Origin of the sequence: Streptomyces sp. NBC_00286, assembly GCF_036173125.1 — a bacterium.
GTDB lineage: Bacteria > Actinomycetota > Actinomycetes > Streptomycetales > Streptomycetaceae > Streptomyces.
Genome location: NZ_CP108054.1, coordinates 3,673,579 through 3,698,420, shown reverse-complemented (window position 1 = coordinate 3,698,420; position 24,842 = coordinate 3,673,579). Strand labels below are relative to the sequence as shown.

Here is a 24,842-nt window from a genome sequence, read left to right as displayed (position 1 = left end):
TTACGGATTGGGCCTCTTCGTCGTGTCCTGGGCGGGCTTCTTCTTCGGATTCTTCGGATCGGGCAGTGCGTTCGTCATGCCCGGCAGGAAGTCCGTGAACAGTTCGTGCACCTCGCGGACCAGGGGCCGCAGGGTGCGGAAGCGGGCCAGGGAGATGCCCAGGGCGGTGAGGCGGGCGCCGCGTTCGGCGAGACGGTAGCTGCGTTCGCGGCCTTCGGTGCGGTCGAAGACCCAGTACAGGACGAGCCCCATCTGGGAGAGCCACAGCAACTCGGGGAGGATGTCCCGCAGTTCGGCCGGAACCTTGGCCTTGGAGCCGCTCAGTACCTCTCGGCAGACGCCGATCGCCTGCACGCGCGCGTGCTCCGACTCCGGGGAGAAGGGGCTGAGCGGGCTGTCGGGGTCGGCGGCGTTCTTGAAGAACTGCACCGCGAACTCGTGGTACGGCTCGGCCACGTCCAGCCACGCCTTGAGAATCCCGGCGAACCGGGCCTCCAGCCCCGTCTCACTCTCCAGGATCGCCCGGACCGCCACCTGGTGTTCGGCGCCGATCCGGTCGTAGAAGCCCTGGATCAGATGCTCCTTGCCGGCGAAGTAGTAGTACGCGTTCCCGACGGAGACCCCGGCCTCCTTGGCGATGGCCCGCATCGTCGTCTTGTCGTAACCCCGCTCCCGGAACAGCCGCATCGCCGTCTCGAGGATGAGGGCACGCGTCTGCTCGCTCTTGGCGGGCGTACGGGATGGGCGCGGTTCCTGTGAGCCCGCGGACCCATCCGCACTCGTACTGTCTTTCGCTGCTGGCACGACACCAGAGCCTAGGCGCTCCGCTAGGGGTGCGGTTGAAGGAGGTTTCGTTGGCGGCTGCGGGTACGTTGTGGCTGGTCGCTCCCCCACTCTCGGCTCCGCTCGAGCGGGGGGGACCCCCATCGCGGCGGAGCCGTATATGTCACAGCCCCGCCCCCCTGGGGGGCATGCGCATCTCCGCAAGTCTGTGCGTGCGCCTCGGCCACCATGCGCCGGGCGCCCACGGCGATGTCTTCGAGGTCATCGGTGTCGAAGACCTCGTGCTTGACCTCGTCCCAGGGGTGGAAGCTGGTCACTTCGGTTCCTCCTTCTTCCGGCGCCGGGCCAGGTGGTCCAGCCACTCTGGCGCTGGGCCTCGTAGACCCTGAGTCGGTGCTCAGCTCAGGACCCGCAGCCGCCCACGCGTCGTGTGCTCACGGCGATGTCGTCCAGGCGGACGTCGTACGAGGACGGCGTGGGGTCGGACTGGTAGAGCTGCCACCCCAGCTTCAGTTTGTCGAAGGTGGGGAAGACGAAGTCGTCGTCTGTGCCGCCGTGGTTGTTGGTGGAGACCGTCAGGTCGGGCTGTTCGACGCCGTCGAGGTAGACCGTGACTCGGTTGTCCGTGGCGTCCAGGTGGAACTCGGCGCACTGCCACTTTCCGGCTGTTGCGGGGGAGGAGGTCTTCCAGGCGGTCCAGTCGCCGGTGGGGCCCAGGTCCGAGCCGACACCCCAGAAGTTGCCCTTGTCCGTGGGGGCGTACTGGCCGCCGAGCGGGCGGACCAGTGTGGGGGAGTCGGAGCCGGAGGCCTCCGCGATGGTCCAGTGGGCCCAGTCGGGGGCCGTGGGGAAGTCGGCCACGCGCAGGCGGAGGCGGGCCCAAGCGCTGTTGCCGGGCAGGGCGAGGTCGTCGAGTACGAGGAAGGCGCGGCCGTTGTCCTCCGTACGGATACGGAGTTCGCGGCCGTGTCCGGTGGTGCTCGGCGCGACGGCCAGCGTGCCCCCCTCCGCGTCGGTGGTCCAGCCGCGGCCCTCGGTGACCGGGCCGAGGGGGAGGCGGTCGAAGTTCTCCCGTACGAGCGTGCCGTGCTTGTCGTGCGGGGCGGGGGCCGCCGAGGCCGTGGGGGGTATCGCGAGCAGAGTTGACGCCGCCGCCACGGCCGACAGCGCGGCGGCGGCTTTCCTCAGGAGTGCCATGGGCCCAGTCTGTAACAAGAGTTGCCAACTCGCCCTGAACTTCAGGGAGTTTCGAGCCGGCACTCGATGCGAGAGCGGGCCGCGCTTACATGTTGCTCAGCGAGCGGGCGTAGTTGATCTGGCCCATGATCGCCGGGAAGGTGTCTGGACCGTAGGCCGGGATCATCGTCTGGTGGTGTCGGCCCGCGCTCGTCACGGTGACCTGGATGTAGCCCGTGGTCTTCCTCTCCTTCATCAAGAGGAAGAGCAGGCCGAGCAGGCAGAAGATGAAGAAGATGATCGCGAGAATGATGGCGTGGGTCGGGATCTTCTCCTCGGTGTGCGACATGTCGGTGGCGTTCCACACCGCGCCGCGCAGCGGGAGGGTGCCGGCCGGCGTCACGATCTGGTCGTTCATCACCGTGATGTCCCCGATGGCCATCAGCGGCGCCCCACCCATCGGCGCCGGAGCCGCCGGCTGCTGGGGGTAGCCGTACCCGGGGGCGGGGTTGGGATATCCGTAACCGGGCGGCGTCCCTGGAGCCGGCCCGGGGCCCCACTGGTAACCCCCCTTCCCGTCGCCGCTTCCCGGCTGATTCGGCTCGGTCATGCTGTCCCCCGATTTCCGTCCGCGTCGCTGTGTGTCGTACCCGATCAGGCCCCTCATCCTGCCAGCCCCAACTGTGGCAGGTGTGAAGAATCCATGGCCATACCGAAGGGCCGTTCCTCCCATCGCCGGGAGGAACGGCCCTTCGGTATGAGCTAGTTGAGCGGCGGTGTCAGTACCGGCGCGTGATCAGCGCCCGCTTCACTTCCTGGATCGCCTTCGTGACCTCGATACCGCGCGGACAGGCGTCCGTGCAGTTGAACGTCGTACGGCAACGCCACACGCCGTCCTTGTCGTTGAGGATCTCCAGGCGCTGTTCGCCCGCCTCGTCACGGCTGTCGAAGATGAAGCGGTGGGCGTTCACGATCGCGGCCGGGCCGAAGTACTGGCCGTCGTTCCAGAACACCGGGCACGAGGACGTGCAAGCGGCGCACAGGATGCACTTCGTCGTGTCGTCGAAGCGCTCACGGTCCTCGGCGGACTGCAGACGCTCACGTGTCGGCTCGTTGGTGTCCTTCGTGATCAGGAAGGGCATCACATCGCGGAACGCCTGGAAGAACGGCTCCATGTCGACCACGAGGTCCTTCAGGACCGTAAGCCCCTTGATGGGCTCCACCGTGATCGGCTTCTCGGGGCTGATGTCCTTGATCAGGGTCTTGCACGCGAGCCGGTTCTTGCCGTTGATCCGCATGGCGTCCGAACCGCAGATGCCGTGCGCACAGGAGCGGCGGAACGTCAGCGTTCCGTCCATGTCCCACTTGATCTTGTGCAGCGCGTCGAGGACGCGCTCCTTGGGGTCGATCTCGACCTGGAAGTCCTCCCAGGTCGCCTCCGCGGAGACCTCCGAGTTGAAGCGGCGGATCCGGAAGGTGACCGTGATGTACGGGGAGTCGGCGAAGCCCGGCTCAGGCTTGGCGTCTTCCTTGTCGAGGGTCGGGGTTGCCATCAGTACTTACGCTCCATCGGCTGGTAGCGGGTCTGGACGACCGGCTTGTAGTCGAGCCGGATCGACTCGGTGCCGTCGTCGCCCACCGCGCGGTACGCCATGGTGTGGCGCATGAAGTTGACGTCGTCGCGATTCGGGTAGTCCTCGCGGTAGTGACCGCCGCGCGACTCCTTGCGGGCCAGCGCGGAGACGGCCATGACCTCGGCGAGGTCGAGCAGGTTGCCCAGCTCGATGGCCTCCAGGAGGTCGGTGTTGAACCGCTTGCCCTTGTCCTGGACCGAGACGTTCTTGAAGCGGGCACGCAGCTCGGCGAGCTTCTCGACCGCCGTCTTGATGGTCTGCTCCGTACGGAACACCATCACGTTGGCGTCCATCGTCTCCTGGAGCTCGCGGCGCAGCTCGGACACCCGCTCGGTGCCGGTCGAGTCGCGCAGCATCTCGACCTGGCCGATCACGAACTCCGCCGGGTTCTCCGGCAGTTCGACGAACTCGGCCTTCTGGGAGTAGTCCGCCGCGGCGATCCCGGCCCGCTTGCCGAACACGTTGATGTCGAGCAGCGAGTTGGTGCCCAGCCGGTTCGCGCCGTGCACCGACACACAGGCGACCTCGCCGGCCGCGTACAGACCCGGCACGACCGTGGTGTTGTCGAGCAGCACCTCACCCTCGACGTTCGTCGGGATGCCGCCCATCGCGTAGTGCGCGGTGGGCTGGATCGGGATCGGGTCGGTGTACGGCTCGATGCCCAGGTACGTACGGGCGAACTCGGTGATGTCCGGCAGCTTGGCGTCCAGCTGCTCCGGCGGGAGGTGCGTGAGGTCGAGGTAGACATGGTCGCCCTCGGGGCCGCAGCCACGGCCCTCGCGGATCTCCGTGTAGATGGACCGCGAGACGACGTCACGCGAGGCGAGGTCCTTCATGACCGGCGCGTACTTCTCCATGAAGCGCTCGCCGTCCTTGTTGCGGAGGATGCCGCCCTCACCGCGGGCGCCCTCCGTCAGCAGGATGCCCATGCGCCAGATGCCGGTCGGGTGGAACTGGAAGAACTCCATGTCCTCCAGCGGGATGCCCCGCCGGTACACGGCGGCCTGGCCGTCACCGGTCAGCGTGTGCGCGTTCGACGTCACCTTGAAGAACTTGCCGCAGCCGCCGGACGCGTAGACCACGGCCTTCGCCTGGAAGATGTGGATCTCGCCGGTCGCCAGCTCGTACGCGACCACGCCCGCCGACTTCTTGATGCCGTCGACCTCGGTGATCAGCTGGTCCAGGACGTAGAACTCGTTGAAGAACTCCACGCCCTCCTTCACGCAGTTCTGGTACAGCGTCTGGAGGATCATGTGGCCGGTGCGGTCGGCCGCGTAGCAGGACCGGCGGACCGGGGCCTCGCCGTGGTTGCGGCTGTGACCGCCGAAGCGGCGCTGGTCGATCGTGCCGTTCGGGGTGCGGTTGAACGGCAGGCCCATCTTCTCCAGGTCGAGGACCGAGTCGATGGCCTCCTTCGCCAGGATCTCGGCGGCGTCCTGGTCGACCAGGTAGTCACCGCCCTTGACCGTGTCGAAGGTGTGCCACTCCCAGTTGTCCTCCTCCACGTTCGCCAGCGCGGCGGCCATACCGCCCTGCGCGGCGCCGGTGTGGGAGCGGGTCGGGTAGAGCTTGGTCAGCACCGCGGTCCGGCTGCGCTTCGTCGACTCGATGGCGGCGCGCATGCCGGCGCCACCCGCGCCGACAATGACGGTGTCGTACTTGTGAATCTTCACGGGGTCTCGCCTCACTGCGGGGCTTTGTCGGAGACCGGGGGGCGCGAGACTCGGCCGGGGGTCCGGGGGCCCGCGGCGTCAGCCGCTGATGTCTGGGTCCCCGGGGGATGCAGCATGAGTCTCGTGGCCCCGGATCTAGCGGATGTTCGGGTCGAAGGTGAAGATCACCAGCGTGCCCAGCAGGATGGTGAACACCGTGGCGGTGTAGAGCAGGCCCTTGAGCCACAGCCGGGTGTTCGGCCGCTCCGCGTAGTCGTTGATGACCGTACGCAGACCGTTGGCGCCGTGCAGCATCGCCAGCCACAGCATCAGCAGGTCCCAGGTCTGCCACCAGGGCGAGGCCCAGCGGCCGGCCACGAAGGCGAAGCCGATCTTGGAGACGCCGCCGTCGAGGACGAGCTGGATCAGCAGGTGGCCGATGACCAGGACGACCAGGACGATGCCGGACAGCCGCATGAACAGCCATGCGGCCATCTCGAAGTTGCCACGGGTCGACTTGGGGGTCTTCTTGGTGCGCTGCCGCGGGGCCTCGATGTACGGCGCCGGGTTGTCGACGCTGTACGCCAGCTCGCCCGCGCCTTCGACGGGGCCGATGCCGGAGGCGGCGCTCTTCTCAGTAGTGGACATCAGGCTCAGCTCCCGAAGACTTCGCGAACGGCGTGGCCGAGAACCGGGTACAGCGCCCCGATCATCAGCACGACCCAGATACCCATGACCGTCCAGAGCATCTGCTTCTGGTAGCGCGGGCCCTTGGACCAGAAGTCGACGGCGATGACCCGCAGACCGTTGAGCGCGTGAAAGAGGATCGCGGCGACGAGGCCGTACTCCAGCAGCGCGACGATCGGCGTCTTGTAGGTGGCTACGACGTTGTCGTAGTCCTCGGGGGAGACACGGACGAGAGCGGTGTCCAGCACGTGGACGAACAGGAAGAAGAAGATGAGGACGCCGGTGACTCGATGAGCCACCCAGGACCACATTCCTTCCCGGCCGCGGTACAGCGTTCCAGCCGGCACGGAATTTCCTCCGGGAGCGGGGATCGGGGCCGCGCCGGCTTGTGCTGTCGGTCGGGCCCGGCCGGGTACGGTCCACCGGCCCTGGCCATCGTAGCGACGTGCTGTCGGGATGCTTACAGCGGGCCTACCCGATGTGATCCAAAAGGCAGTCGCCGGCTACCGAGGGAGGGGCGCCCCCGTACGGGCCATACGTGACAAGCGCCCTCTGGCAAGGCCCCGCAGCTCCTCCGCCGTGAGGCAACGTTCCTCCTCGGGATCGTTCGCCAAACGTGACCGGATGGCGGCGAGCACCTGGTCGAGAGCTTCCTCGGGGGACATGTCGTCGAGGCAGATGATGAACACATGGCCGAAGCGGGCCTCGTACGCCGCATGGGCCGCGCTCAGGGCCGTATGGGCCACGGACTGGGCGTCGGCGGGGATCTGCGGGAGGGGCTCGCGGGCCAGGGCCTCGGAGAGGTCGGCGGGAGACAGGTCGTACGCCGCCTCGTCGGCCGCGGCGAGCAGGGCGGCCAGGTCCGGGTACGGGCGGTGCGCGGCGAGGCGGCGGGCCCAGCGGTGGCTGCCGCAGCAGGCGAGCAGGGCCCGTTCGGCCACGTCGGCGGGTGCGGCGTTGAACCGCTCCAGGCCTGCGGGACTCGGTCTGGAGCGGGTCTGCCCGGGTAGGGCGACGACCTGCCCGGAGTGGCGAGAAGGACGGTGCGAAGGCAGCGTGGGTTCCTCGGCGGTTCGGTGAAGCTCCTGTGGGTGCCTCACGTATGAAACGGGAGTGGATCAAGTGTGAGATGTGACGTTCACGCTATCGAGGCTGACGGAAGGTGTCCGTCGGATGCCCGAATTTCACCCGGACGGCAGAGTTTCGGATCGTGTGGTGGACGGTGGCGTGGTGAGCTGAGGGCCTGGGCCAAGACCAGGATTACGGGGGAACGAGCAAGGCAAATGATTGGGTGATCTGTGGTGAACGGGCGTAGGCGCCGGGCGATGACGGGCTGGAAGGCCCAGCTGTCCGGGAGCCAGAGGCCTCTGTTGGTCGGGACCGGAGTGACCGTGGCGGCAGCCGCGGCCCTGACGGTCTCTCTGTGGCCGAACGGGGGAAACTCCGCGATGACACAGCAGCCCACCGACCCGCCCGCGGCCTCGCCGTCCCCCAGTCGTACGTACCCGATGTCGACGACACCTCGGACGATCCCGGCCGTACGCGAGCACACGCCCGCCCGCGGACCCGGCTGGCGTCCGGCCGGCGGGAGCCGCGTGGTCGTGAACGACGCCGACCTCGCGGACGAAGGGCGGCTGCTCGCCGGGGAGCTGAAGCTCAGGTACGCGGGGACAGGCGAGGCCCGCGCCGGGGACGTACAACTGGCGCTCACCGACGAGAAGGCCGGAGCCGAGTCGTACACGATGGCCGTCAAAGACGGGCGGGTGCGGATCAGCGGGCCCGCCGACGCGGGCGTGTTCTATGGGACACGCACCCTGAAGCAGGCGGTGCGGGCGGACGGAGCGGCGCCCGAGGGAGTCGTACGCGACAGTCCGGCGAAGCCGCAGCGCGGGTTCATGCTGGACATCGCGCGCAAGCACTTCACGGCAGGGTGGATCGAGGACCGGATCCGTGAGCTTGGAGATCTGAAGTACAACCAGCTCGGCCTGCACTTCTCCGACGACCAGGGCTTCCGGATCGAGTCCGACAAGCACCCCGAGGTCGTCTCGGAGCAGCATCTGACCAAGGCCGAGGTGCGCCGCATCCTCGACCTCGCCGAGAGCCGGCACATCACCGTCGTCCCCGAGATCGACTCGCCGGGCCACCTGGGTGCGGTGCTCGACGCCCACCCCGAGCTCCAGCTGCGCAGCGCGAGCGGTTCTGCCCCACAGGGGACCATCGACATCTCCAAGCCCGCGGCGGCGGACCTCGTGGACGAGCTGCTGAACGAATACGCGGAGCTGTTCCCCGGGCGGTACTGGCACCTCGGCGCCGACGAGTACCGGGCGCTGATGGTCTCCAACCCCGAGGCGACCTATCCGCAGCTGGCCGCGGCCGCGCAGAAGAAGTACGGGGCGAACGCGGGCGTCGCGGACCTGGCGACCGGCTGGCTCAACGACCGCGCCAAGCTGATGCGCGGGCACGACCGGACGACGCGGGCCTGGAACGACGGCTTCTTCGCCGGGGGCGCCGTCCAGGCAGCCGACGACATCCAGGTCGCGTACTGGACGGGCAAGGAGATCGGCGCCCGTGAGCCGGCCGAGTATCTGCGGGCGGGCCGCGAGGTGATCAACTACAACGACGAGTACCTGTACTACGTCCTCGGCCAGCCCAACCAGTTCGTCTACCCCACCGGCCAGCGCATCTACGAGCAGTGGACCCCCCTCGTCCTGCGCGGCACCACCCCGGTCTCCAAGGAGTACGACGACCAGATCCTCGGCGGCTCCTTCGCGGTCTGGTGCGATCTCGCGAACTCCCAGACCCAGGACCAGGTGGCCTCGGGGATCCGGATGCCGCTGCGGGCGCTGGGGCAGAAGCTGTGGGATCCGCGGACGCCGGGAGCGTCATGGGGGGAGTTCACCGAACTGGCTCAGAAGCTGGACTGATGCCGAGTCGGTGCGCTTGGGATGAGTTGACCGTTTAGGTAGCGAACGGTCGTACGACTGTGATGGATTTGAGCCCGAGAAGATCCGCGATGCCGGGGGAGCCGGAATGGGTTACTGGGGGTACTACGTCGTCGGCAAGAGCGAGTCACCACTCGCCGAGCTGGACGCGTTGGCGGAGGCCAAGGGGCTGACGCTGCACGAGAGGGCCGACGACGGCTGGCAGGTCTGGGAGTACCCGATCGAGGACGGCACCGGTGATGTCGGGAGCATGAGCCACCTCGCCCAGGAGACGGGCGCGCCCGCGCTCTTCGGGTACGTCATGGACAGTGCCTGCGTGATCGTCGAGGCCGCCGCGCCGGAGAGCGTGGCGTGGACGACCTGCCTGGCACGGGACGCGATGGCCGGTTATGTAGGCGACGCCGAGAACGGGCTGACCGTCGAGGACTACTTCCTCGAGCCGCGTGACGCCGCCGAGCGGGCGGTGGCCTGGGCCGCCGCGGCGGGCCGTACGGCGGAGGAGGAGCAGCTTCTCGAGGTGTTCACCGCGGACGCGGACCCGTCCGCCGAGATGCTCTTCTTCCAGTTCCTGGACCGGCTCGGGGTGATGCGCGGCTGAGAGGCGGCCAGATCCGGCCACTCCGCACTGTGACGTTCCGGCCACGGAGGACGCAGTAAGGGGAAGTGCGGGCTCCGCAACAAGAGGCGCCCCACCGTAGGGAGGCGTGGATGAGCCTGGTGGAACTGATCGCTCAGGCCGACGAACGCGGTCTCGCCGCCAGCGGTCTGGCATGCCTGGACCGCTGCATACCCTTGCTGGGCGGTGACGACGAGGTACTGCGCCCGCTGTGGGCGAGCCTCGCCGAGGGCGCGGAAGCCGGAGACTGGGGCGAGCGCGTGGAGCGGGCCCGGGCGGAGCTGGACGCCTCTCAGGCCCCGGATGCCCTGGAAGCCTCCGAGGGCGAGGCCGCCGCGCTCGCCCACCGCATGCTCGACGCCGCGCCCGTGGAGCGCTCCGCCGAGAACCTGCGCGAATGGGCCGACGCCTGCTCCGTAGCCGCCCTCCAGGTGCATCGGCTGCTGGACGCCGCGGACGACGGCGCGGCCTCGGTGTCGGCCCGCCGCGAGGGCCGTACGCAGGACATGTCGCCCCTCGTCGCCGCCGAACTGCGCCGCCAGATCGCCATACTCGAGCTGCTGTCCGGCGGCGCCGCGAGTCTGCGGCAGGCCCTTGACCTGTCGACGGAGGGGCGGCGCGTACTGCGCGCGGTCGTGTCCCGGCGGGCCCGCGGACGGGCCTGAGAGGCGACCTCAGAAGGCTGCCCCATATGCGTGCGCTGTGACATTTCTGGACGTCCCGGCGCTGATCGTCTCGGGGGGCAGGCCCAGGGCACGCCTTCGAGGTGATCCATGACGCGTGGCGCGGATCTCGGTACGAACTCGGTGCGAACGAGGACAGTGTTGGGCCAGGCAGGCGAACCCCGCCGCGGACAGGCGGCCGACGGGGAACTGGGCATGGCCGTCGCGCGGGCGCAGGAGGGCGACGAGGACGCCTTCTCGGTCGCGTACCGGCTGGTGCAGCCCGGACTGCTCGGCTATCTGCGCGGCCTGGTCGGCGACGACGCGGAGGACGTGGCCTCGGACGCCTGGCTGGAAATCGCCCGGGATCTGGGGCGGTTCCGCGGAGACGGCGCCGGATTCCGCGGCTGGACCGCGACCATCGCCCGGCACCGGGCGCTCGACCATCTGCGGCGGCAGAAGACCCGGCCGCGGCCGTCGGCGCTGGAACAGGACGTTCTCGGACTCCCCGGCGGACACGACACACACGAGCAGGCACTGGAGACCATCTCCACGGAGCACGCCCTGGAGCTGGTCTCGCGACTGCCGCGCGACCAGGCCGAGGCCGTGCTGCTGCGGGTCGTGGTCGGCCTCGACGGTCCCGCCGCGGCGCGTGTGCTGGGCAAGCGCCCTGGAGCGGTACGTACTGCCGCATACCGGGGCTTGAAGACGCTCGCTCGCCAGTTGGGCGCCGAAGGTGTGACGGATGACGGCCCGAGGACGCTGGGGGAGTCGGGATGAACGGCAAGCGAGCTTTGGGCAAGGGTGGACACGGACATGGGTGAACGACACGACGCACCCACCCTTGAAGAGCTCCTCGCCGCCGCCGTACGCGCCGACTCCCTCGACCCCGGCGCCGAGGACCGCGCCCTCGCCGCCTTCCGCACCGCCCGCCAGTCGGGAGCCCATCGCGCGCGCACTCGGCGACGGGACGACTGGCGGCGGGGGGCCCACCGCAGGCTCGGGCGCTCGCTGCGGGCGACGCTGGCCGCGCTGTTGGCGAGCGCGACCCTCGGCGGCGTGGCCATCGCGTCGATCGGCTCGGTCGGCTCGATCGGCACCCCGGACGACGGCGGCGACGTACCGCGGCCCTCGAAGAGCGCACCGGACCGGCCCGCGGAGGATCCTGCCGCCGGGCCTGGGACACCCGGGCAGGGCGACGGCCTCTCGGCCACACCCTCCGACCGTGCGTCGTCCGCGCGGGACCACGAGGCCGAGCCGTCAGGTGAGCCGGTCAAGAAGCCGGGCTCATCGGACCCCCGTACGGGCGACAAGCCGACCACTCCGAATCAGCCGGCCACCCCGAACCTGCCGACCACCCCGAATCAGCCGACCACTCCGGACCACTCGGCTACTCCGAACCAGTCGGCCACCCCGAATCAGCCGACCGTGCCGAGCGAGCCCGGCAAGACAGCCACACCTTCGAAGGAACCCGGCGACGACCCCACCAAGGGCCCGAAGGACTGATCCGGCCTGATCGGCCACTCACCCGATGCGGCGATACGCCCGGAGAACTACGGCGGGGTGCCGGGTGAGAAACGGTGGTGTGCCCGGAGAAAGTGCGTGGCCCGGCGTCTGCGACGGCAACGTGACCACGGCCGATGGCAACGGCCGGGGCCGCCACCCCCCACAGGAGAGGCCCCGACCGTCGCGCGGCACGGGCCGCGCGGCGACCCGTACTCTCTACAGCGCCGGGGGTGCGTTTTCTGTCACACCCCGGCTCGGAACGAGTTGCTTGTACGTTGTACGCACATGGACGCCAGATGCTTTCTGGCCGTACCGTGCATTTCGCGCCGGATGCGGGGCAGGACCGCATCCACCAACTGAGGAACGACGACAGCGAGAACCCGGTCCGCGAGAGCGGCGCCGGCTTAGGCGCAAAAGGGGCGCGCGTGCTGGGGGACGACGCGGAGCTGACCGCCGCGGTGCTTGCGGCACAGGACGGGGACGAGACCGCTTTCCGGACTGTGTACCGAGCCGTGCACCCACGGCTGCTCGGCTACGTACGGACGCTGGTCGGCGAACCGGACGCCGAGGACGTCACATCCGAGGCCTGGCTGCAGATCGCCCGTGACCTCGAACGGTTCAGCGGAGACGCCGACCGCTTCCGCGGCTGGGCGGCTCGGATCGCCCGCAACCGCGCCCTGGACCACATACGGATGCGCGGCCGGCGCCCGGCGATCGGCGGCGACGAGACCGAACTCACCGGGCGGGCGGCCGAGTCCGACACCGCAGGTGAGGCCATCGAGGCGCTCGCCACCGGCCACACGCTGTCCCTCATAGCCCAGCTCCCGCAGGACCAGGCGGAGGCCGTCGTACTGCGCGTCGTCGTCGGCCTGGACGCGAAGACCGCCGCCGAGACGCTGGGCAAGCGCCCGGGAGCCGTCCGAACGGCGGCGCACCGCGGTCTGAAGCGGCTCGCGGAGCTGCTCGGCGCGGATCCGGAATCCACCGGCGCCCTGAGTGCCGTACCACCCCAAAGAGAGCCGCGCAGCGACGCGGTGTCGTCCGCAGGTGTGACGCATATGCGTTCGCGGACGCAGAAGGACATGTGATGGCCGACGAGCAGTACAAGTGGTTGGACCGCAGTGCCGCGGAACGACTGCTGCGCGGAGAGCCACTCGAAAGCGTCGGCGCCGACGACCGCGATCAGGCCGACCGGCTCGTCCGCGCACTGGGCGCGCTGACCGCCGAACCCCCGCCGAGCAGCGCGGAACTCCCGGGCGAGGCCAATGCGTTGGCCGCATTCCGCAAGGCGCGCACCGTCCGCGACGAGGAGCACGCGACCTTCGGGCACCGCCACACGGCCACCTCCGCCGACGCGGGACTCGTCCGCCTCGACCGTGCCTCGGCGGATCGTCGCGGTCGGTCCCGCCTGGCCCGACCGCTGCGTTACGGGCTCGCCGCCACGCTGGCCGCCGGGATGCTCGGCGGGGCGGCGGTCGCCACGCCCGGAGTGCTGCCGTTCACCGACGACGATCCGGAACCCGGGGCGACGGTGACCGCACCCGAAACGCCGAGGCGTCCGCTGATCACCCCGTCCCCCGGCGAGACGGGGCGCGGCGCCCCCGCGGTTCCGGAACCGGACGGCGACGCGGGCGCCCCGACCGGCGACGGCTCCCCCTCGGCTCCGGGCACCGACGACAGGCCCGAGAAGACGCCGTGGAGCACGACCCCGCAGCCCGGAGGGGGCGACGCCGGCAACGAGGCGCGCTCCCAGGGCTGGTGGAAGAAGGTCACCGCCGACTGCCGGGACGTCCGCGACGGGAAGAAACTCGCCCCCGACCGCAGACGCAGCCTGGAGGACGCGGCGAGCGGGCCCGAGCGCGTACAGCAGTACTGCACGAATGTCCTCAAGCAGTCCGAAGCCCACGACGACGCGCCCAAAGGGAACGGGCAGGGCTCCGACGACGACGGGGACGACTCCGACGACGGTGACCACCATGGTGGCGACAAGAAGGGGAAGGGAGGGAAGGGCGGCAAGGACGGGAAGGGCAACGACGACGAGCCCGGTGACATAACCCCGACCCACTTCACGCCGACCGGCCACGCCCCGACCCGCGACGTCCGGCGCCGCGCCATCCCGGCCCGCACCTCCACCTCCACCTTCGCCCAGGTGACCACTTCCGGCGGAGAGACGTCGACCTTGGCCTCAGCGGGCGGCACGACTCCGCGGTCCTTGACTCCGTCGTGGCCCTGACCTGCGTTTTCGTACGCCCGCAAAGGTCTGCTGCGCAGGGTGTGACACTTTTGGCGGCGGTAGCGTAGTATTGAGTGAGCCGACTGGTCATCGGCTGGCGCACGAGCCGGGGTTCCCCCCGTACCCATGGCTCAGTGCACATTGGCGCGGGCGGGACACGTTCCCCCGGTCCCGCCCGCGCCCCACTCTCCTCGCCGCCTCCCGACCCCGGCGCTCACCAGTAGACGATGACCTTGTCGCCGCTCCTCACCTGTGCGAACAGCGCCGCGATCTTCGCCTCGTCCCGTACGTTCACGCAGCCGTGCGAGGTGCCGTTGTAGCCGGTCGCCGCGAAGTCCGAGGAGTAGTGGACCGCCTGGCCGCCGCTGAAGAACATGGCGTACGGCATCGGGGTGTCGTACAGCGTCGACACATGGTGGCGCGACTTGAAGGTGACGTTGAACCGGCCTTCCCGCGTGGGTGTGTACTGCGAGCCGAAGCGCACATCCATCGTCGAGAGGGTCCTGCCGTCGATCATCCAGCGCAGCGTGCGGCTCGTCTTGCTGATGCACATCACGCGGCCCGTCATACAGCGCGGGTCCGGCTTCGCGGCCGGCTGGTCGCCCGCCGCGTACAGCTCCCACTTGTCCGGCTCGGACGTCATGTTCAGGAGCCGCCGCCAGGTCACGGAGTCCGTCTGCCCGGTCTGCGGCAGCCCCCGCTTGCCCTGGAAGCCCTTGACGGCGGCGACCGTCGCCGGGCCGTACGTCCCCGTCGGGGCCTGGAAGAACCAGGCGATCTGCCGCAGCCGGGCCTGCACCTCGCGTACGTCTCTGCCCTGGTCGCCGCGCGCCCAGAGCACCTTGGGAGGCGGCGCCGGGGGCTTCGTGGCCTCGTCGTCCTCGGCGGGCTGGGCAGGCTTCTCGGGACTTGCGCGCTTGGGGTCGTCGGGGGTCTCGACCGGCGCCGTCGAGATGTGTATGGGGTCCGGCTCGGCGGACGGACCGGACGCGCCGGACGTACCGGCGGTCTGGACCGTGCAGCCGCTCACCGCAGCAAGCACCACGACAGCCGTGACTGATCTCCACATGCCTGGAGTACGCATCTGGACCCCCCGTTGCTCACCGCGCACTTTGAGAGGTTTCCCGGGGGTGCTTGGGCGCGAACTACGGGGCATGGTGGTGACCGGGCGCGTGGTTGCACGCGGTTGTGACCGGGGTCTCGTCCGGGCTGTGAGCAAGCTCCTAGCCTGGGACTCTCCACCGGTCGCACGGCCACCACTACAGTCCGTGGCGAGGGTCGTCTGTACTGGCGAGTATGTGAAGCAAGCGGAGGCACACACCATGGCGCGCGAGTCTGAGTCCCGACTGCCCATCGAGCCGGTGTACGGGCCGGACGACCTGGAGGGCTGGGACCCGGCCGAGAAGCTGGGGGAGCCGGGCCGCTACCCGTTCACACGAGGCGTCTACCCGTCGATGTACACGGGCCGCCCCTGGACGATGCGCCAGTACGCCGGTTTCGGCACGGCCACCGAGTCCAACGCCCGCTACAAGCAGCTCATCGCCAACGGCACGATGGGTCTGTCCGTCGCCTTCGACCTGCCCACCCAGATGGGCCATGACTCGGACGCCCCGATCGCGAGCGGCGAGGTCGGCAAGGTGGGCGTGGCGATCGACTCGATCGACGACATGCGGGTGCTGTTCGGCGGGATCCCGCTGGACAAGGTGTCCACGTCGATGACGATCAACGCGCCGGCCTCGCTGCTCCTGCTGCTCTACCAACTGGTCGCGGAAGAGCAGGGAGTCAGCGCCGACCAGCTGACGGGCACGATCCAGAACGACGTGCTCAAGGAGTACATCGCGCGCGGCACGTACATCTTCCCGCCCAAGCCCTCCCTGCGCCTGATCGCGGACATCTTCAAGTACTGCAAGACCGAGATCCCGAAGTGGAACACCATCTCGATCTCCGGCTACCACATGGCCGAGGCGGGCGCCTCACCCGTACAGGAGATCGCCTTCACGCTCGCCGACGGCATCGAGTACGTGCGTACGGCGGTCGCGGCCGGCATGGACGTGGACGACTTCGCCCCCCGCCTCTCCTTCTTCTTCGTATCGCGTACGACGATCCTGGAAGAGGTCGCCAAGTTCCGTGCGGCGCGGCGCATTTGGGCCCGGGTGATGCGGGACGAGTTCGGCGCGAAGAACCCGAAGTCGCTGATGCTGCGCTTCCACACGCAGACGGCGGGCGTCCAGCTGACCGCCCAGCAGCCGGAGGTGAACCTGGTCCGCGTCGCCGTCCAGGGCCTGGCCGCCGTGCTGGGCGGCACCCAGTCCCTGCACACCAACTCCTTCGACGAGGCCATCGCCCTGCCGACCGACAAGTCCGCCCGCCTTGCGCTCCGTACGCAGCAGGTGCTGGCGTACGAGACGGATGTGACGGCGACGGTCGACCCGTTCGCGGGCTCGTACGTGATCGAGAAGATGACGGACGAGGTGGAGGCCGCGGCCGTCGAACTGATGGCGAAGGTCGAGGAGCTGGGCGGCGCCGTCAACGCCATCGAGCACGGCTTCCAGAAGGGCGAGATCGAGCGCTCGGCCTACCGCATCGCCCAGGAGACGGACTCCGGCGAACGGGTCGTGGTCGGCGTCAACCGCTTCCAGCTGGACGAGGAAGACCCGTACGAGCCCCTCCGCGTGGACCCCGCCATCGAGGCCCAGCAAGCGGAGCGCTTGGCGAAGCTCCGCGCCGAACGCGACCAGGGAGCGGTGGACGCGGCCCTGACCGCCCTGAAGAAGGCAGCCGAGGGCACGGACAACGTCCTCTACCCGATGAAGGACGCCCTGAGGGCTCGCGCGACGGTGGGCGAGGTGTGCAACGCCCTCCGGGAGGTCTGGGGCAATTACGTGCCGAGCGACGCGTTCTGAGCCCGGTCACTCGCTGACCGGCGACGGTCGCCGAACCGGGCCCAGTACTCGGCCAGCCCTTCCGCCGTCTCGCCTGCCCAGCCGACGTACCCGTCCGGGCGGATCAGGAACACGCCGGTGCCGTATGGCTTGTACGGCGGGATGTGGACCGTGTGCACCAAGTCGCTGTCCACGGGCGGGAGTTCGGGGCGCCTGCCCACAGTGAGCAACGTCCAGTGCGGCCCCCGGAACGCGTCGAAGAGCCGTACGCCGCCCCGCCTGCCGTCCGGAGCGTGGTCGCCCGCGTGGAGGGCGTCCTCGCGGCCCGTGCCGAACGGCTCGCCGCGTATCCGCTCGCCGTGGCCGCGGGTGAGGAGATGTTCCGCGACCACGACCGTGGCTTCGAGGAAGGCCTCGCGGCGATCATCGCCGGGATCGACGCGACGCTGCGAGGATCTTGACGGGCCGTCAGCGAGGGCCGTTCGGCGAGGGCGCGTTCAGCGACGAGGCCTCGTTCAGCGACGAGGCCTCGCCAGTGCCGAGCGCAGCCGGGGCCCGATGCGGTCCTCGACCAGGCGGTTCAGCAGCCACGCCAGGAGCAGCATCGTCGCGATCGTCAGGAGCAAGGTCGCGGACGACGGGATGTTCAGGGTCTGGTGGTAGGCCTTGATGGCGACCCAGCCGAGGTGTTCGTGTACCAGGTAGAAGGGGTACGTCAGGGCGCCCGCGACCGTCAGCCAGCGCCAGTGGGCCCAGTTCAGCCAGCCCAGGGCGATCGCGGCCACCGCGATGAAGCCGAAGGTGACGACCAGGATGATGCCGGACGAGGTGCGGTACGAGAAGAAGTCCGGGTTGGGGGCGTGCCACAGGCTGGACACCGCGTAGTGCTGGCCGATCAGCCAGCTGATGCCCACGATGCCCCAGGCGTACGCGTCGTGGCGGTCGCGGTGGATGAGGTAGAGGCCGATGCCGCCGATGAAGAACGGCGCGTACTCGGGCATGAGGACGAGGTCGAGCAGCGGTTCGTTCGCCGCCTGGGCGATCGCGGCGGCCATGGTCCAGCCCGCGCAGAACAGGATGATGCCCTGGCGGTTCGCGCCCGGCATGACGACGCACAGCGCGAACAGCGCGTAGAAGCGGACCTCCGCCCACAGCGTCCAGCAGACGCCCAACACCCGGTCCACGCCCAGGGGTTGCTGCATCATCGTCAGGTTCAGCAGCGCGTCGCTCGGCGAGACGGCCTTGTACGCCACCACCGGCAGCGCGAAGATCATCGTCACCAGGATCACCGCCGCCCAGTAGGACGGCAGCAGCCGTGACGCACGCGAGGCGAAGAACGAACGCAGCGGACGTCCCCAGCCGCTCATGCAGATGACGAAGCCGCTGATGACGAAGAAGATGTGCACGCCCAGGCAGCCGTACGCGAACCACTCATGCAGAGTGGGGAACTGTAACTTCGCGGAGGAGCCCCAGGCCTTGGCGACCTCGCCGTCGCGGCCGCCGTAATGGTAGGCGGCGACCATCAGCGCGGCGATCAGCCGCAGTCCGTCGAGCGCGCGAAGGCGGGAGGCGCGGGGCCGGGCGATGATCCGGGGCTGTGACGTGCCCCCCGGGCTGGTGCTGACGGTGGCGGTGCTGTGGGGAGCAGTGCCGTGGGGGGAGGTGCTGTGGGGGGAGGTGCCCGCCTCCGAAGAGGCCGTCGGGGCGGGCTTTGTGTTGACCGAAGTCATCCGAGAGTTGCCCTCTTGAGCGATCGGGCGCGACGGGCCACGCGGCGTACGGTGGCGTTGCGCGGGATGAAGGCCAGTTGGGTCGGCACCGCGCCGGGTAGGGCCAGCGAGGTGAGCCGTCGGCGCTTGAAGTAGCGCCACGTATGGCCGTTGAGGTGGCGCGACAGATACCGCTCGGCGGCCGGTCGCAGATCCGGGTAGATCTTGGACTGCATGGCGTAGCCCACCGCCCGCAGCAGTTCGGTCAGTTGGTCCGTGCCGAGCCCCTTGCGCTGCTCGGTGACCGCCTTCTGGTCCGTCAGCTCCGGCAGCATGGCGTCCACGATCGTCACGGGGACGCGATTGCTGTTCTCGTACGGCGTGAGGCGCTCCAGCAGCGTCTCCGTTCCGATCCGGGCGACGGGCAGGCCGTACAGCGCGGAGGCGGTGAGCAGCGCCGTGGAGAAGCAGCCGGCGACCAGCGCGGGCCGCATCCGCTGGTAGAGCACCTCGGCGAGCACCGGGGTGTCCAGCACGGTGAGGTCGGCACCGAGCTTCTCGGCCTCCTTCTCCAGGGCGCGCGACCAGCGGGCCGGGGCGCTGGGGTGCGGCTTGAACACCACGCGTCGGTGGCCGAGTTCGACGGCGCCCTTCAGCATCCGTACATGCAGGTCCTCTTCCTGCTCGGCGGTGAGGATGCCTAGCGCGGAGAGGTACTGGCCGAGCAGCAGGGCCGGCTCTTCGATGACGGGCAACTCGTCGCCCGTGTCGATGAGTTCGGCGAGAACCTTGGTGAACGCGTCCGTCGGCACGATCTCCGGCTCGACGCCGAACTCGGTGAGCAGCAGCGGCTTGAGGTCCGGCACCAGGTCCAGGTGGAGGAGCCGGTCGATGCGCGTGCCGACCAGCGGGTCGATCTTGCTACGGGTGGGGCCGTAACTCATCAGACCGTCGGCGTAGACCGTGATGGGCGCGCCCGTGAAGATCTGCGCGACCCCGAGCGCCGGGTTCACCTGGATCGACTCGACGGCCAGCTCGATGTCGTCGTCACCGAGATTCCAGGCGAGCCGCAGATGCCGCTCCCACAGCGGTACGTCGTTGATGCGCGGCGACCAGCCGCCCGGGTGGAAAGGGGAGATGGTCTCGTTCCAGGAGACCACCTCGTCGAACCGGCCGCGCAGACGCTCGAAGCCGGGCATCTCGTCGATGCCCGGCGAAGTCTCGGGCGTCGCCGAGTTGTTGGAGACCAGCAGGATGCGCCGGTCGGCAGGGCGGAAACAGTCGGCGTCGACCGCCGCCGCCAGCGTCGCCGTGCCGTACAGCGTCGACGCCATGAAAATCTGGGTGGTCACGCCGCCACCCCCGCGGACACCGGACGGCGGCGCAGCCGGCGCAGCCGCGTCGCGCGCTGTACGTCCATGGAGTCGAGGGCCTCGTCGAGGACGTCCTGCGGCATACGCCGCAATGCGACGGCACTCATCGACTTCAGTTTCCGTGCCACGGGAGGCTCGAACCTTTCGATGGAACCCAGGTGATGGGAAATAATTGCACAGTAGGTCCGAACGGCCTTCGGCAGGAGTTCATCCGCCTCCCGGTCCTCGGCCGTTTCCCGTACGACCTGGTCGAATGCGCGGATGAAATCCAGCTGCCGTACGTCCCCGATCTGCGTCAGCGAGGACGAAACCCCGCGCCGGTAGAAGACGCCGAGCAGCCCCACCACACCGAACGACTCGGCCTCGCGGTGCAGCTTCCAGATCCACGGCCGGTCCTCGGCCGTGCGCAGTCCGTCGGTGAAGTGCAGCACACCCTGGTCGACCAGGCGGCGGTGGTAGATGCCCGCCCAGGCGTACGCGTAGTCCACGGCCGTGGAGCGGTCGGCGGGCAGGATCGCCTCGCGCGGGTTCAGTACGACACCGCGCCTGCCGTGCGGGAAGCGGTGGATCGAGCGGGCCCGCGCGGTCGTCTGGACATGGTCGGTACGGACGAAGTCGACGCCCAAGTCCTCGATGGCGGCGAGGAGTTGCTCGTAATACCCGGGCGCGAGCCAGTCATCGCCGTCGAGGAACGTCAGGTACTCGCCGCGTGCCGCGTCGATACCCGTGTTGCGCGCGGTCGCCAGACCTCCGTTCTGCTCGTGTCTGACGTACACGGCACCCTGGAGCTCGCGCTCCGCGCGCGCGAGAATGTCCGGTGTCTCGTCGCGCGAACAGTCGTCGACGAGAATGAATTCGAAGTCCTGGCGCGCGTTGGCACGCAGACTCCTCAGGGTGTCGGGTGCGTATTGCTGCACGTTGTAGAACGGCACGATGACGGAGAGCTTGACCACCCACGTGACGTTAGGCGGCTGCCCGGCATTCGTCTTGACCGATGGTGAGATGTCAGGTGAACGGCGCGTGGCGGAATGGTGAACCCAGCCTTTTTCTGCGCGGATCCGGGCCCGATTCGCCATTCGGCGATGTGCTGTTAACCCTTTGTTGCATTTCGGTTGGGCCGCGCATCGGAATCACTTCCTAGCGTCTTCCATGTGCCAGCAAGTACCTCGAACTCTCTGCGAGTAGCCGTTCTCGCGGATTCCGATACCCGGTGGAAATGGGGCGCGCTCACCGCGAACCGTGTTGCACCGGCCGAATCGGACATTCGCCTCGACGGTTATCTCCTGCGCGGCCGTGCGACCCCCACCGCCCGCCAGCTCCAAGAGGTCGGCGTCCGCGCGGACTCGCTCCGCGAGGTCACCGGTGTCGAATTCCTGCGCACGCTGCGGGAAGCGGAGTACGACATCGTCGTGCTCGCCCTCGTCGGCGGCGCCGTCCAGGCGATGCTGCACGGACTCGGGCATGCCTGGCGGGAGCGTACGAAGCGGCCCGTGGTCGTCACCGGCTATGTCGGCGTCGTATACGAGAAGCTCGCCGACGGGCTGCTCCTGCGGCACGGCGCGGACCTCGTCCTCGCCAACTCCCGCCAGGACGCGGAGCGATTCACCGCCGTGTACGAGGGAGTGGGCGCCGACGCCTCCTCCGTGACCGAGGTCGCGCTGCCGTTCCTCGGCGGCGACGCGTACGAGAAGCACGACCCGTACACCGTCGTCTTCGCCGCGCAGCCCTCCGTGCCGGAGAGCCGCAAGGACCGTATGTACCTGCTCGAGCGGCTCGTCAAGCACGCCCGGCTGCACCCGGACCGCGAGGTCCTGCTGAAGCTGCGCTCCAAGCCCGGCGAGCACACCACGCACATCGAGGAGCAGCCCTACCAGAAGCTGGCGCAGCGCCTCGACCTGCCCGCCAACTTCCGCCTCGTGTACGGGCATATGGGCGAGGTCCTCGACCGCACCGACCTGCTGGTCACGGTCAGCTCGACGGCCGCCCTCGAGTCCCTGCACCGGCGCATCCCCACGGTCCTGCTCACGGACCTGGGCGTGCGCGAGTCGCTGGGCAACCACCACTTCGTCGGCTCCGGGTGCCTGGCCTCCTGGGACCAGCTCGACGCCGGGCACAAGCCCTCGCCCGACGAGGAGTGGGTGGCGCGGCAGGGCGTCGCCGCCGAGGGAGGCTCGTACGAGAGGGCCTTCGACACGGCCCGTACGCGCATCGCCGAGCTGCTCGACAAGGGCGAACTCCCTTCCCTCGCCCCCTACTACACGCCCGTCACCGCCCCCGGCTATCTGCCCGGCATCCTCGCCCGCCACCACCTCGCCCCGGACGGCAGCCCGCTGCCCGGCGCGCCCGCCGCCGACACCGAGCCGGGGCCCGTACGGCAGATCGTGCGCCGGGCGGCGCGGGGTGCCTACCGGCACGGGGTGCAGCGGGTGGCGCCGGTCATCCGGCGGATGGGGGAGCTGTGACGTTCCGCTCCGCCGCCGGTGCTGGTGCCGTCGTGAATCTGCGGGTCCGTTGTGGCTGGTCGCGCCACGCGGCGGAGCCGCAAATCGATGCAGCCCCGCGCCCCTTCGGGGGCGCGACACAGCGCCGGACTTCCACGCGACCGTCAACCAAGGAGTACAGCCAATGACCAACTCGGAAGCGGGTCAAGCGAAGCCCGTGCGTCGCGTGCTTGCGGTGATCCCCGCGCGGGGCGGCTCCAAGGGCGTCCCCGCCAAGAACCTCCTCCCGGTCGGCGGTGTGCCGCTGGTGGCCCGCGCGGTGCGCGAGTGCCGTGCGGCCCGGCTGGTGACGGACGTCGTGGTCTCCACCGACGACCAGGCGATCGCCGCCGCCGCCCGTGAGGCCGGCGCGGAGGTCGTACTGCGCCCCGCCGCCATCGCCGGTGACACGGCCACCTCCGAGGCGGCCGTCCTGCACGCCATGGACGCGCACGAGGCGCTGCACGGCGCCGCGGTCGACGTGGTGCTCCTGGTGCAGTGCACCAGCCCGTTCATCGTCCGCGAGGACCTCGACGGGGTCGCGGGCGCGGTCGTGGAGAACGGCGCGGACACCGCGCTGACCGTGGCTCCCTTCCACGGCTTCATCTGGCGGGACGCCGACGACGACCCTGCCGTGGTCGACACCCAGGCCACCCAGGCCGTCGGCGGTGGCACGACCGTCGCCAACACCACGGCCACGGACGGCGGTTACGGCGTCAACCACGACAAGTCGTTCCGCCCGCGCCGCCAGGACCGCCCGCAGGACCTGCTGGAGACCGGCGCCGCGTACGCCATGAACGCCGCCGGGCTCCGCGAGCACAAGCACCGCTTCTTCGGCCGCACGGAGCTCGTACGCACCGACCCCGCGCGCGTGCTGGAGATCGACGACCCGCACGACCTCGCCCGGGCCCGCGCGCTCGCGCCGCTCTTCGACGCCAACCGGCCCGGCGCCCTCCCGACCGCCTCCGACATCGACGCGGTCGTCCTCGACTTCGACGGCACCCAGACGGACGACAGGGTGCTGATCGACTCCGACGGACGGGAGTTCGTCTCCGTGCACCGCGGGGACGGACTCGGTATCGCGGCCCTCCGCAAGAGCGGCCTGACGATGCTGATCCTGTCCACGGAGCAGAACCCGGTCGTCGCCGCCAGAGCCCGGAAGCTCAAGATTCCGGTGCTCCACGGCATCGACCGGAAAGACCTCGCACTGAAGCAGTGGTGCGAGGAGCAGGGCATCGCGCCTGAGCGCGTGCTCTACGTCGGCAACGACGTCAACGACCTCCCGTGCTTCGCCCTCGTGGGCTGGCCCGTGGCGGTCGCGAGCGCCCACGACGTCGTGCGCGGCGCCGCACGCGCGGTCACCACCGTCCCCGGCGGCGACGGCGCGATCCGAGAGATCGCCAGCTGGATCCTCGGTCCTTCTCTCGACTCCCTCGACAAATAAGGAACGTACCTGTCATGAGCGCTGTGAATTCGACCTCCCGTCTGCGCACCTTCGGTTCGAAGACCGCCGGACCCGGTCAGCCCGTGTACGTCACCGGTGAGATCGGCATCAACCACAACGGCGAGCTCGAGAACGCCTTCAAGCTGATCGACGCGGCGGCCGAGGCCGGCTGCGACGCCGTGAAGTTCCAGAAGCGCACCCCGGAGATCTGCACCCCGCGCGACCAGTGGGACATCGAGCGCGACACCCCCTGGGGCCGCATGACCTACATCGACTACCGCCACCGTGTGGAGTTTGGTGAGGACGAGTACCGCCAGATCGACGAGTACTGCAAGTCCAAGAACATCGCCTGGTTCGCCTCCCCGTGGGACACCGAGGCCGTCGCCTTCCTGGAGAAGTTCGACGTGCCCGCCCACAAGGTGGCCTCCGCGTCCCTGACGGACGACGAGCTGCTGCGCGCCCTGCGCGCCACCGGCCGCACGGTCATCCTCTCCACGGGCATGTCGACGCCGAAGCAGATCCGCCACGCGGTCGAGGTCCTGGGCTCGGACAACATCCTTCTCTGCCACGCCACTTCGACGTACCCGGCGAAGGCCGAGGAGCTCAACCTCCGCGTCATCAACACCCTTCAGGCCGAGTACCCGAACGTCCCGATCGGCTACTCCGGCCACGAGACGGGCCTGCAGACCACGCTGGCCGCGGTTGCCCTCGGCGCCACGTTCGTCGAGCGTCACATCACGCTGGACCGCGCGATGTGGGGCTCCGACCAGGCCGCGTCGGTGGAGCCGCAGGGCCTGCAGCGCCTCGTCCGCGACATCCGCACCATCGAGGCCTCCCTCGGCGACGGCATCAAGAAGGTGTACGACTCCGAGCTCGGCCCGATGAAGAAGCTGCGCCGCGTCTCCGGTGTCGTCGCCGAGGCGGAGATCGCCGCGGCGGCGGGCGAGCCGGTCTCGGTCTGATCCCGCCCCCCACCAGTCCGTATCCACGGATCCCCAGTCCGTACTCACGGAAGCGACGGTCATACGTCGATGAGCCCCCGCGCCGGATCAGCCGGCCCCCG

General features: G+C 69.5%; 24 protein-coding genes and 1 pseudogene. 12 read left to right on the top strand and 13 right to left on the bottom strand.

Annotated features, from left to right (window positions below; genetic code table 11):
• From OHT21_RS16750 to OHT21_RS16715, 8 genes are all read right to left on the bottom strand, one after another.
• Complete coding sequence (locus OHT21_RS16750; protein ID WP_328769117.1) at positions 1-804, bottom strand: TetR/AcrR family transcriptional regulator; 804 nt, start codon at positions 802-804, stop codon at positions 1-3.
• A gap of 381 nt (positions 805-1,185) precedes the next feature.
• Complete coding sequence (locus OHT21_RS16745; RefSeq protein WP_328769116.1) at positions 1,186-1,980, bottom strand: hypothetical protein; 795 nt, start codon at positions 1,978-1,980, stop codon at positions 1,186-1,188.
• A gap of 85 nt (positions 1,981-2,065) precedes the next feature.
• The gene (locus OHT21_RS16740; RefSeq protein ID WP_328769115.1) at positions 2,066-2,569 is read right to left on the bottom strand and encodes a hypothetical protein; all 504 of its coding nucleotides are present in this window, start codon (positions 2,567-2,569) and stop codon (positions 2,066-2,068) included.
• A gap of 169 nt (positions 2,570-2,738) precedes the next feature.
• Positions 2,739-3,512, bottom strand: coding sequence for a succinate dehydrogenase iron-sulfur subunit (locus tag OHT21_RS16735; protein ID WP_328769114.1), 774 nt, complete (start codon positions 3,510-3,512; stop codon positions 2,739-2,741).
• The gene (gene sdhA / locus OHT21_RS16730; RefSeq protein WP_328769113.1) at positions 3,512-5,266 is read right to left on the bottom strand and encodes a succinate dehydrogenase flavoprotein subunit; all 1,755 of its coding nucleotides are present in this window, start codon (positions 5,264-5,266) and stop codon (positions 3,512-3,514) included. Before sdhA ends, OHT21_RS16735 begins: the two co-directional genes overlap by 1 nt.
• Positions 5,267-5,401: 135 nt before the next feature.
• Positions 5,402-5,893, bottom strand: a complete 492-nt coding sequence (locus OHT21_RS16725) for a succinate dehydrogenase hydrophobic membrane anchor subunit (RefSeq protein WP_328769112.1) — start codon at positions 5,891-5,893, stop codon at positions 5,402-5,404.
• Positions 5,894-5,898: 5 nt separating this feature from the next.
• Positions 5,899-6,279: a succinate dehydrogenase, cytochrome b556 subunit gene (gene sdhC, locus OHT21_RS16720; protein ID WP_328769111.1), complete on the bottom strand. Its 381-nt coding sequence runs from the start codon at positions 6,277-6,279 to the stop codon at positions 5,899-5,901.
• A 156-nt stretch (positions 6,280-6,435) separates the two neighbouring features.
• Positions 6,436-6,987 carry a 2-oxo-4-hydroxy-4-carboxy-5-ureidoimidazoline decarboxylase gene (locus OHT21_RS16715; RefSeq protein ID WP_328774114.1) on the bottom strand — a complete coding sequence of 184 codons (552 nt, stop codon included), beginning with the start codon at positions 6,985-6,987 and terminating at the stop codon, positions 6,436-6,438.
• Between the two features lie 270 nt (positions 6,988-7,257).
• Here OHT21_RS16715 and OHT21_RS16710 point away from each other — a divergent pair, with 270 nt between their 5' ends.
• The 7 genes from OHT21_RS16710 (at position 7,258) to OHT21_RS16680 (ending at position 13,891) form a co-directional block, all read left to right on the top strand.
• The gene (locus OHT21_RS16710; RefSeq protein WP_443050380.1) at positions 7,258-8,856 is read left to right on the top strand and encodes a beta-N-acetylhexosaminidase; all 1,599 of its coding nucleotides are present in this window, start codon (positions 7,258-7,260) and stop codon (positions 8,854-8,856) included.
• 106 nt (positions 8,857-8,962) lie between these two features.
• Positions 8,963-9,472 (top strand): hypothetical protein, encoded by a 510-nt coding sequence (locus OHT21_RS16705; RefSeq protein ID WP_328769109.1) that lies wholly within the window; start codon positions 8,963-8,965, stop codon positions 9,470-9,472.
• Between the two features lie 110 nt (positions 9,473-9,582).
• Positions 9,583-10,155, top strand: a complete 573-nt coding sequence (locus OHT21_RS16700) for a hypothetical protein (protein WP_328769108.1) — start codon at positions 9,583-9,585, stop codon at positions 10,153-10,155.
• Between the two features lie 159 nt (positions 10,156-10,314).
• On the top strand, positions 10,315-10,932 hold the full coding sequence (locus tag OHT21_RS16695; protein ID WP_328774113.1) for an RNA polymerase sigma factor: 618 nt from the start codon (positions 10,315-10,317) through the stop codon (positions 10,930-10,932).
• Positions 10,933-10,968: 36 nt separating this feature from the next.
• On the top strand, positions 10,969-11,658 hold the full coding sequence (locus OHT21_RS16690; RefSeq protein ID WP_328769107.1) for a hypothetical protein: 690 nt from the start codon (positions 10,969-10,971) through the stop codon (positions 11,656-11,658).
• Between the two features lie 425 nt (positions 11,659-12,083).
• A complete protein-coding gene (locus tag OHT21_RS16685; protein ID WP_328774112.1) occupies positions 12,084-12,746 on the top strand; it encodes an RNA polymerase sigma factor in 663 nt (220 codons plus the stop codon).
• Entirely contained in the window at positions 12,746-13,891 is a 1,146-nt protein-coding gene (locus tag OHT21_RS16680; protein ID WP_328769106.1) for a hypothetical protein, read from the top strand. The genes OHT21_RS16685 and OHT21_RS16680 overlap by 1 nt, the downstream gene beginning before the upstream one ends.
• Positions 13,892-14,105: 214 nt before the next feature.
• Here OHT21_RS16680 and OHT21_RS16675 read toward each other — a convergent pair whose 3' ends face one another.
• Positions 14,106-14,960 (bottom strand): L,D-transpeptidase family protein, encoded by an 855-nt coding sequence (locus tag OHT21_RS16675; RefSeq protein WP_328769105.1) that lies wholly within the window; start codon positions 14,958-14,960, stop codon positions 14,106-14,108.
• Positions 14,961-15,213: 253 nt separating this feature from the next.
• Here OHT21_RS16675 and OHT21_RS16670 point away from each other — a divergent pair, with 253 nt between their 5' ends.
• The gene (locus tag OHT21_RS16670) at positions 15,214-16,794 is read left to right on the top strand and encodes an acyl-CoA mutase large subunit family protein (protein WP_328769104.1); all 1,581 of its coding nucleotides are present in this window, start codon (positions 15,214-15,216) and stop codon (positions 16,792-16,794) included.
• Here OHT21_RS16670 and OHT21_RS16665 read toward each other — a convergent pair.
• Positions 16,770-17,090: pseudogene (locus tag OHT21_RS16665) on the bottom strand (aromatic-ring hydroxylase C-terminal domain-containing protein); the annotation flags it as partial. The gene OHT21_RS16670 and the pseudogene OHT21_RS16665 overlap by 25 nt on opposite strands.
• 60 nt (positions 17,091-17,150) lie before the next feature.
• Between OHT21_RS16665 and OHT21_RS16660 the strand changes: the two are divergent.
• Positions 17,151-17,234 carry a hypothetical protein gene (locus OHT21_RS16660; RefSeq protein ID WP_328774111.1) on the top strand — a complete coding sequence of 28 codons (84 nt, stop codon included), beginning with the start codon at positions 17,151-17,153 and terminating at the stop codon, positions 17,232-17,234.
• Positions 17,235-17,288: 54 nt separating this feature from the next.
• Here the strand turns inward: OHT21_RS16660 and OHT21_RS16655 are convergent, their stop codons facing one another.
• The 3 genes from OHT21_RS16655 to OHT21_RS16645 are packed head-to-tail and all read right to left on the bottom strand — an operon-like array spanning position 17,289 to position 20,808.
• Positions 17,289-18,503, bottom strand: coding sequence for an acyltransferase family protein (locus OHT21_RS16655; RefSeq protein ID WP_328769103.1), 1,215 nt, complete (start codon positions 18,501-18,503; stop codon positions 17,289-17,291).
• On the bottom strand, positions 18,500-19,834 hold the full coding sequence (locus OHT21_RS16650; RefSeq protein WP_328769102.1) for a polysialyltransferase family glycosyltransferase: 1,335 nt from the start codon (positions 19,832-19,834) through the stop codon (positions 18,500-18,502). The genes OHT21_RS16655 and OHT21_RS16650 overlap by 4 nt, the downstream gene beginning before the upstream one ends.
• The gene (locus OHT21_RS16645; RefSeq protein WP_328769101.1) at positions 19,831-20,808 is read right to left on the bottom strand and encodes a glycosyltransferase family 2 protein; all 978 of its coding nucleotides are present in this window, start codon (positions 20,806-20,808) and stop codon (positions 19,831-19,833) included. The genes OHT21_RS16650 and OHT21_RS16645 overlap by 4 nt, the downstream gene beginning before the upstream one ends.
• A 198-nt stretch (positions 20,809-21,006) precedes the next feature.
• On the opposite strand from OHT21_RS16645, the gene OHT21_RS16640 reads away from it, so the two are divergent.
• The 3 genes from OHT21_RS16640 to OHT21_RS16630 all read left to right on the top strand — a co-directional run bounded on the left by OHT21_RS16640 (position 21,007) and on the right by OHT21_RS16630 (position 24,741).
• The gene (locus tag OHT21_RS16640) at positions 21,007-22,317 is read left to right on the top strand and encodes a DUF6716 putative glycosyltransferase (RefSeq protein ID WP_328769100.1); all 1,311 of its coding nucleotides are present in this window, start codon (positions 21,007-21,009) and stop codon (positions 22,315-22,317) included.
• Between the two features lie 163 nt (positions 22,318-22,480).
• Positions 22,481-23,779, top strand: a complete 1,299-nt coding sequence (locus tag OHT21_RS16635; protein WP_328769099.1) for an N-acylneuraminate cytidylyltransferase — start codon at positions 22,481-22,483, stop codon at positions 23,777-23,779.
• Positions 23,780-23,793: 14 nt separating this feature from the next.
• Positions 23,794-24,741: an N-acetylneuraminate synthase family protein gene (locus tag OHT21_RS16630; protein ID WP_443050379.1), complete on the top strand. Its 948-nt coding sequence runs from the start codon at positions 23,794-23,796 to the stop codon at positions 24,739-24,741.
• Positions 24,742-24,842 lie beyond the last annotated feature (101 nt).

Coding starts and splice junctions, on each gene's coding strand:
- OHT21_RS16745 (WP_328769116.1), bottom strand. CDS start 1,980: ATGGCACTCCTGAGGAAAGCCGCCGCCGCGCTGTCGGCCGTGGCGGCG.
- OHT21_RS16740 (WP_328769115.1), bottom strand. CDS start 2,569: ATGACCGAGCCGAATCAGCCGGGAAGCGGCGACGGGAAGGGGGGTTAC.
- OHT21_RS16735 (WP_328769114.1), bottom strand. CDS start 3,512: ATGGCAACCCCGACCCTCGACAAGGAAGACGCCAAGCCTGAGCCGGGC.
- OHT21_RS16725 (WP_328769112.1), bottom strand. CDS start 5,893: ATGTCCACTACTGAGAAGAGCGCCGCCTCCGGCATCGGCCCCGTCGAA.
- OHT21_RS16710 (WP_443050380.1), top strand. CDS start 7,258: ATGACGGGCTGGAAGGCCCAGCTGTCCGGGAGCCAGAGGCCTCTGTTG.
- OHT21_RS16705 (WP_328769109.1), top strand. CDS start 8,963: ATGGGTTACTGGGGGTACTACGTCGTCGGCAAGAGCGAGTCACCACTC.
- OHT21_RS16700 (WP_328769108.1), top strand. CDS start 9,583: ATGAGCCTGGTGGAACTGATCGCTCAGGCCGACGAACGCGGTCTCGCC.
- OHT21_RS16690 (WP_328769107.1), top strand. CDS start 10,969: ATGGGTGAACGACACGACGCACCCACCCTTGAAGAGCTCCTCGCCGCC.
- OHT21_RS16680 (WP_328769106.1), top strand. CDS start 12,746: ATGGCCGACGAGCAGTACAAGTGGTTGGACCGCAGTGCCGCGGAACGA.
- OHT21_RS16675 (WP_328769105.1), bottom strand. CDS start 14,960: ATGTGGAGATCAGTCACGGCTGTCGTGGTGCTTGCTGCGGTGAGCGGC.
- OHT21_RS16670 (WP_328769104.1), top strand. CDS start 15,214: ATGGCGCGCGAGTCTGAGTCCCGACTGCCCATCGAGCCGGTGTACGGG.
- OHT21_RS16660 (WP_328774111.1), top strand. CDS start 17,151: ATGTTCCGCGACCACGACCGTGGCTTCGAGGAAGGCCTCGCGGCGATC.
- OHT21_RS16655 (WP_328769103.1), bottom strand. CDS start 18,503: ATGACTTCGGTCAACACAAAGCCCGCCCCGACGGCCTCTTCGGAGGCG.
- OHT21_RS16635 (WP_328769099.1), top strand. CDS start 22,481: ATGACCAACTCGGAAGCGGGTCAAGCGAAGCCCGTGCGTCGCGTGCTT.
- OHT21_RS16630 (WP_443050379.1), top strand. CDS start 23,794: ATGAGCGCTGTGAATTCGACCTCCCGTCTGCGCACCTTCGGTTCGAAG.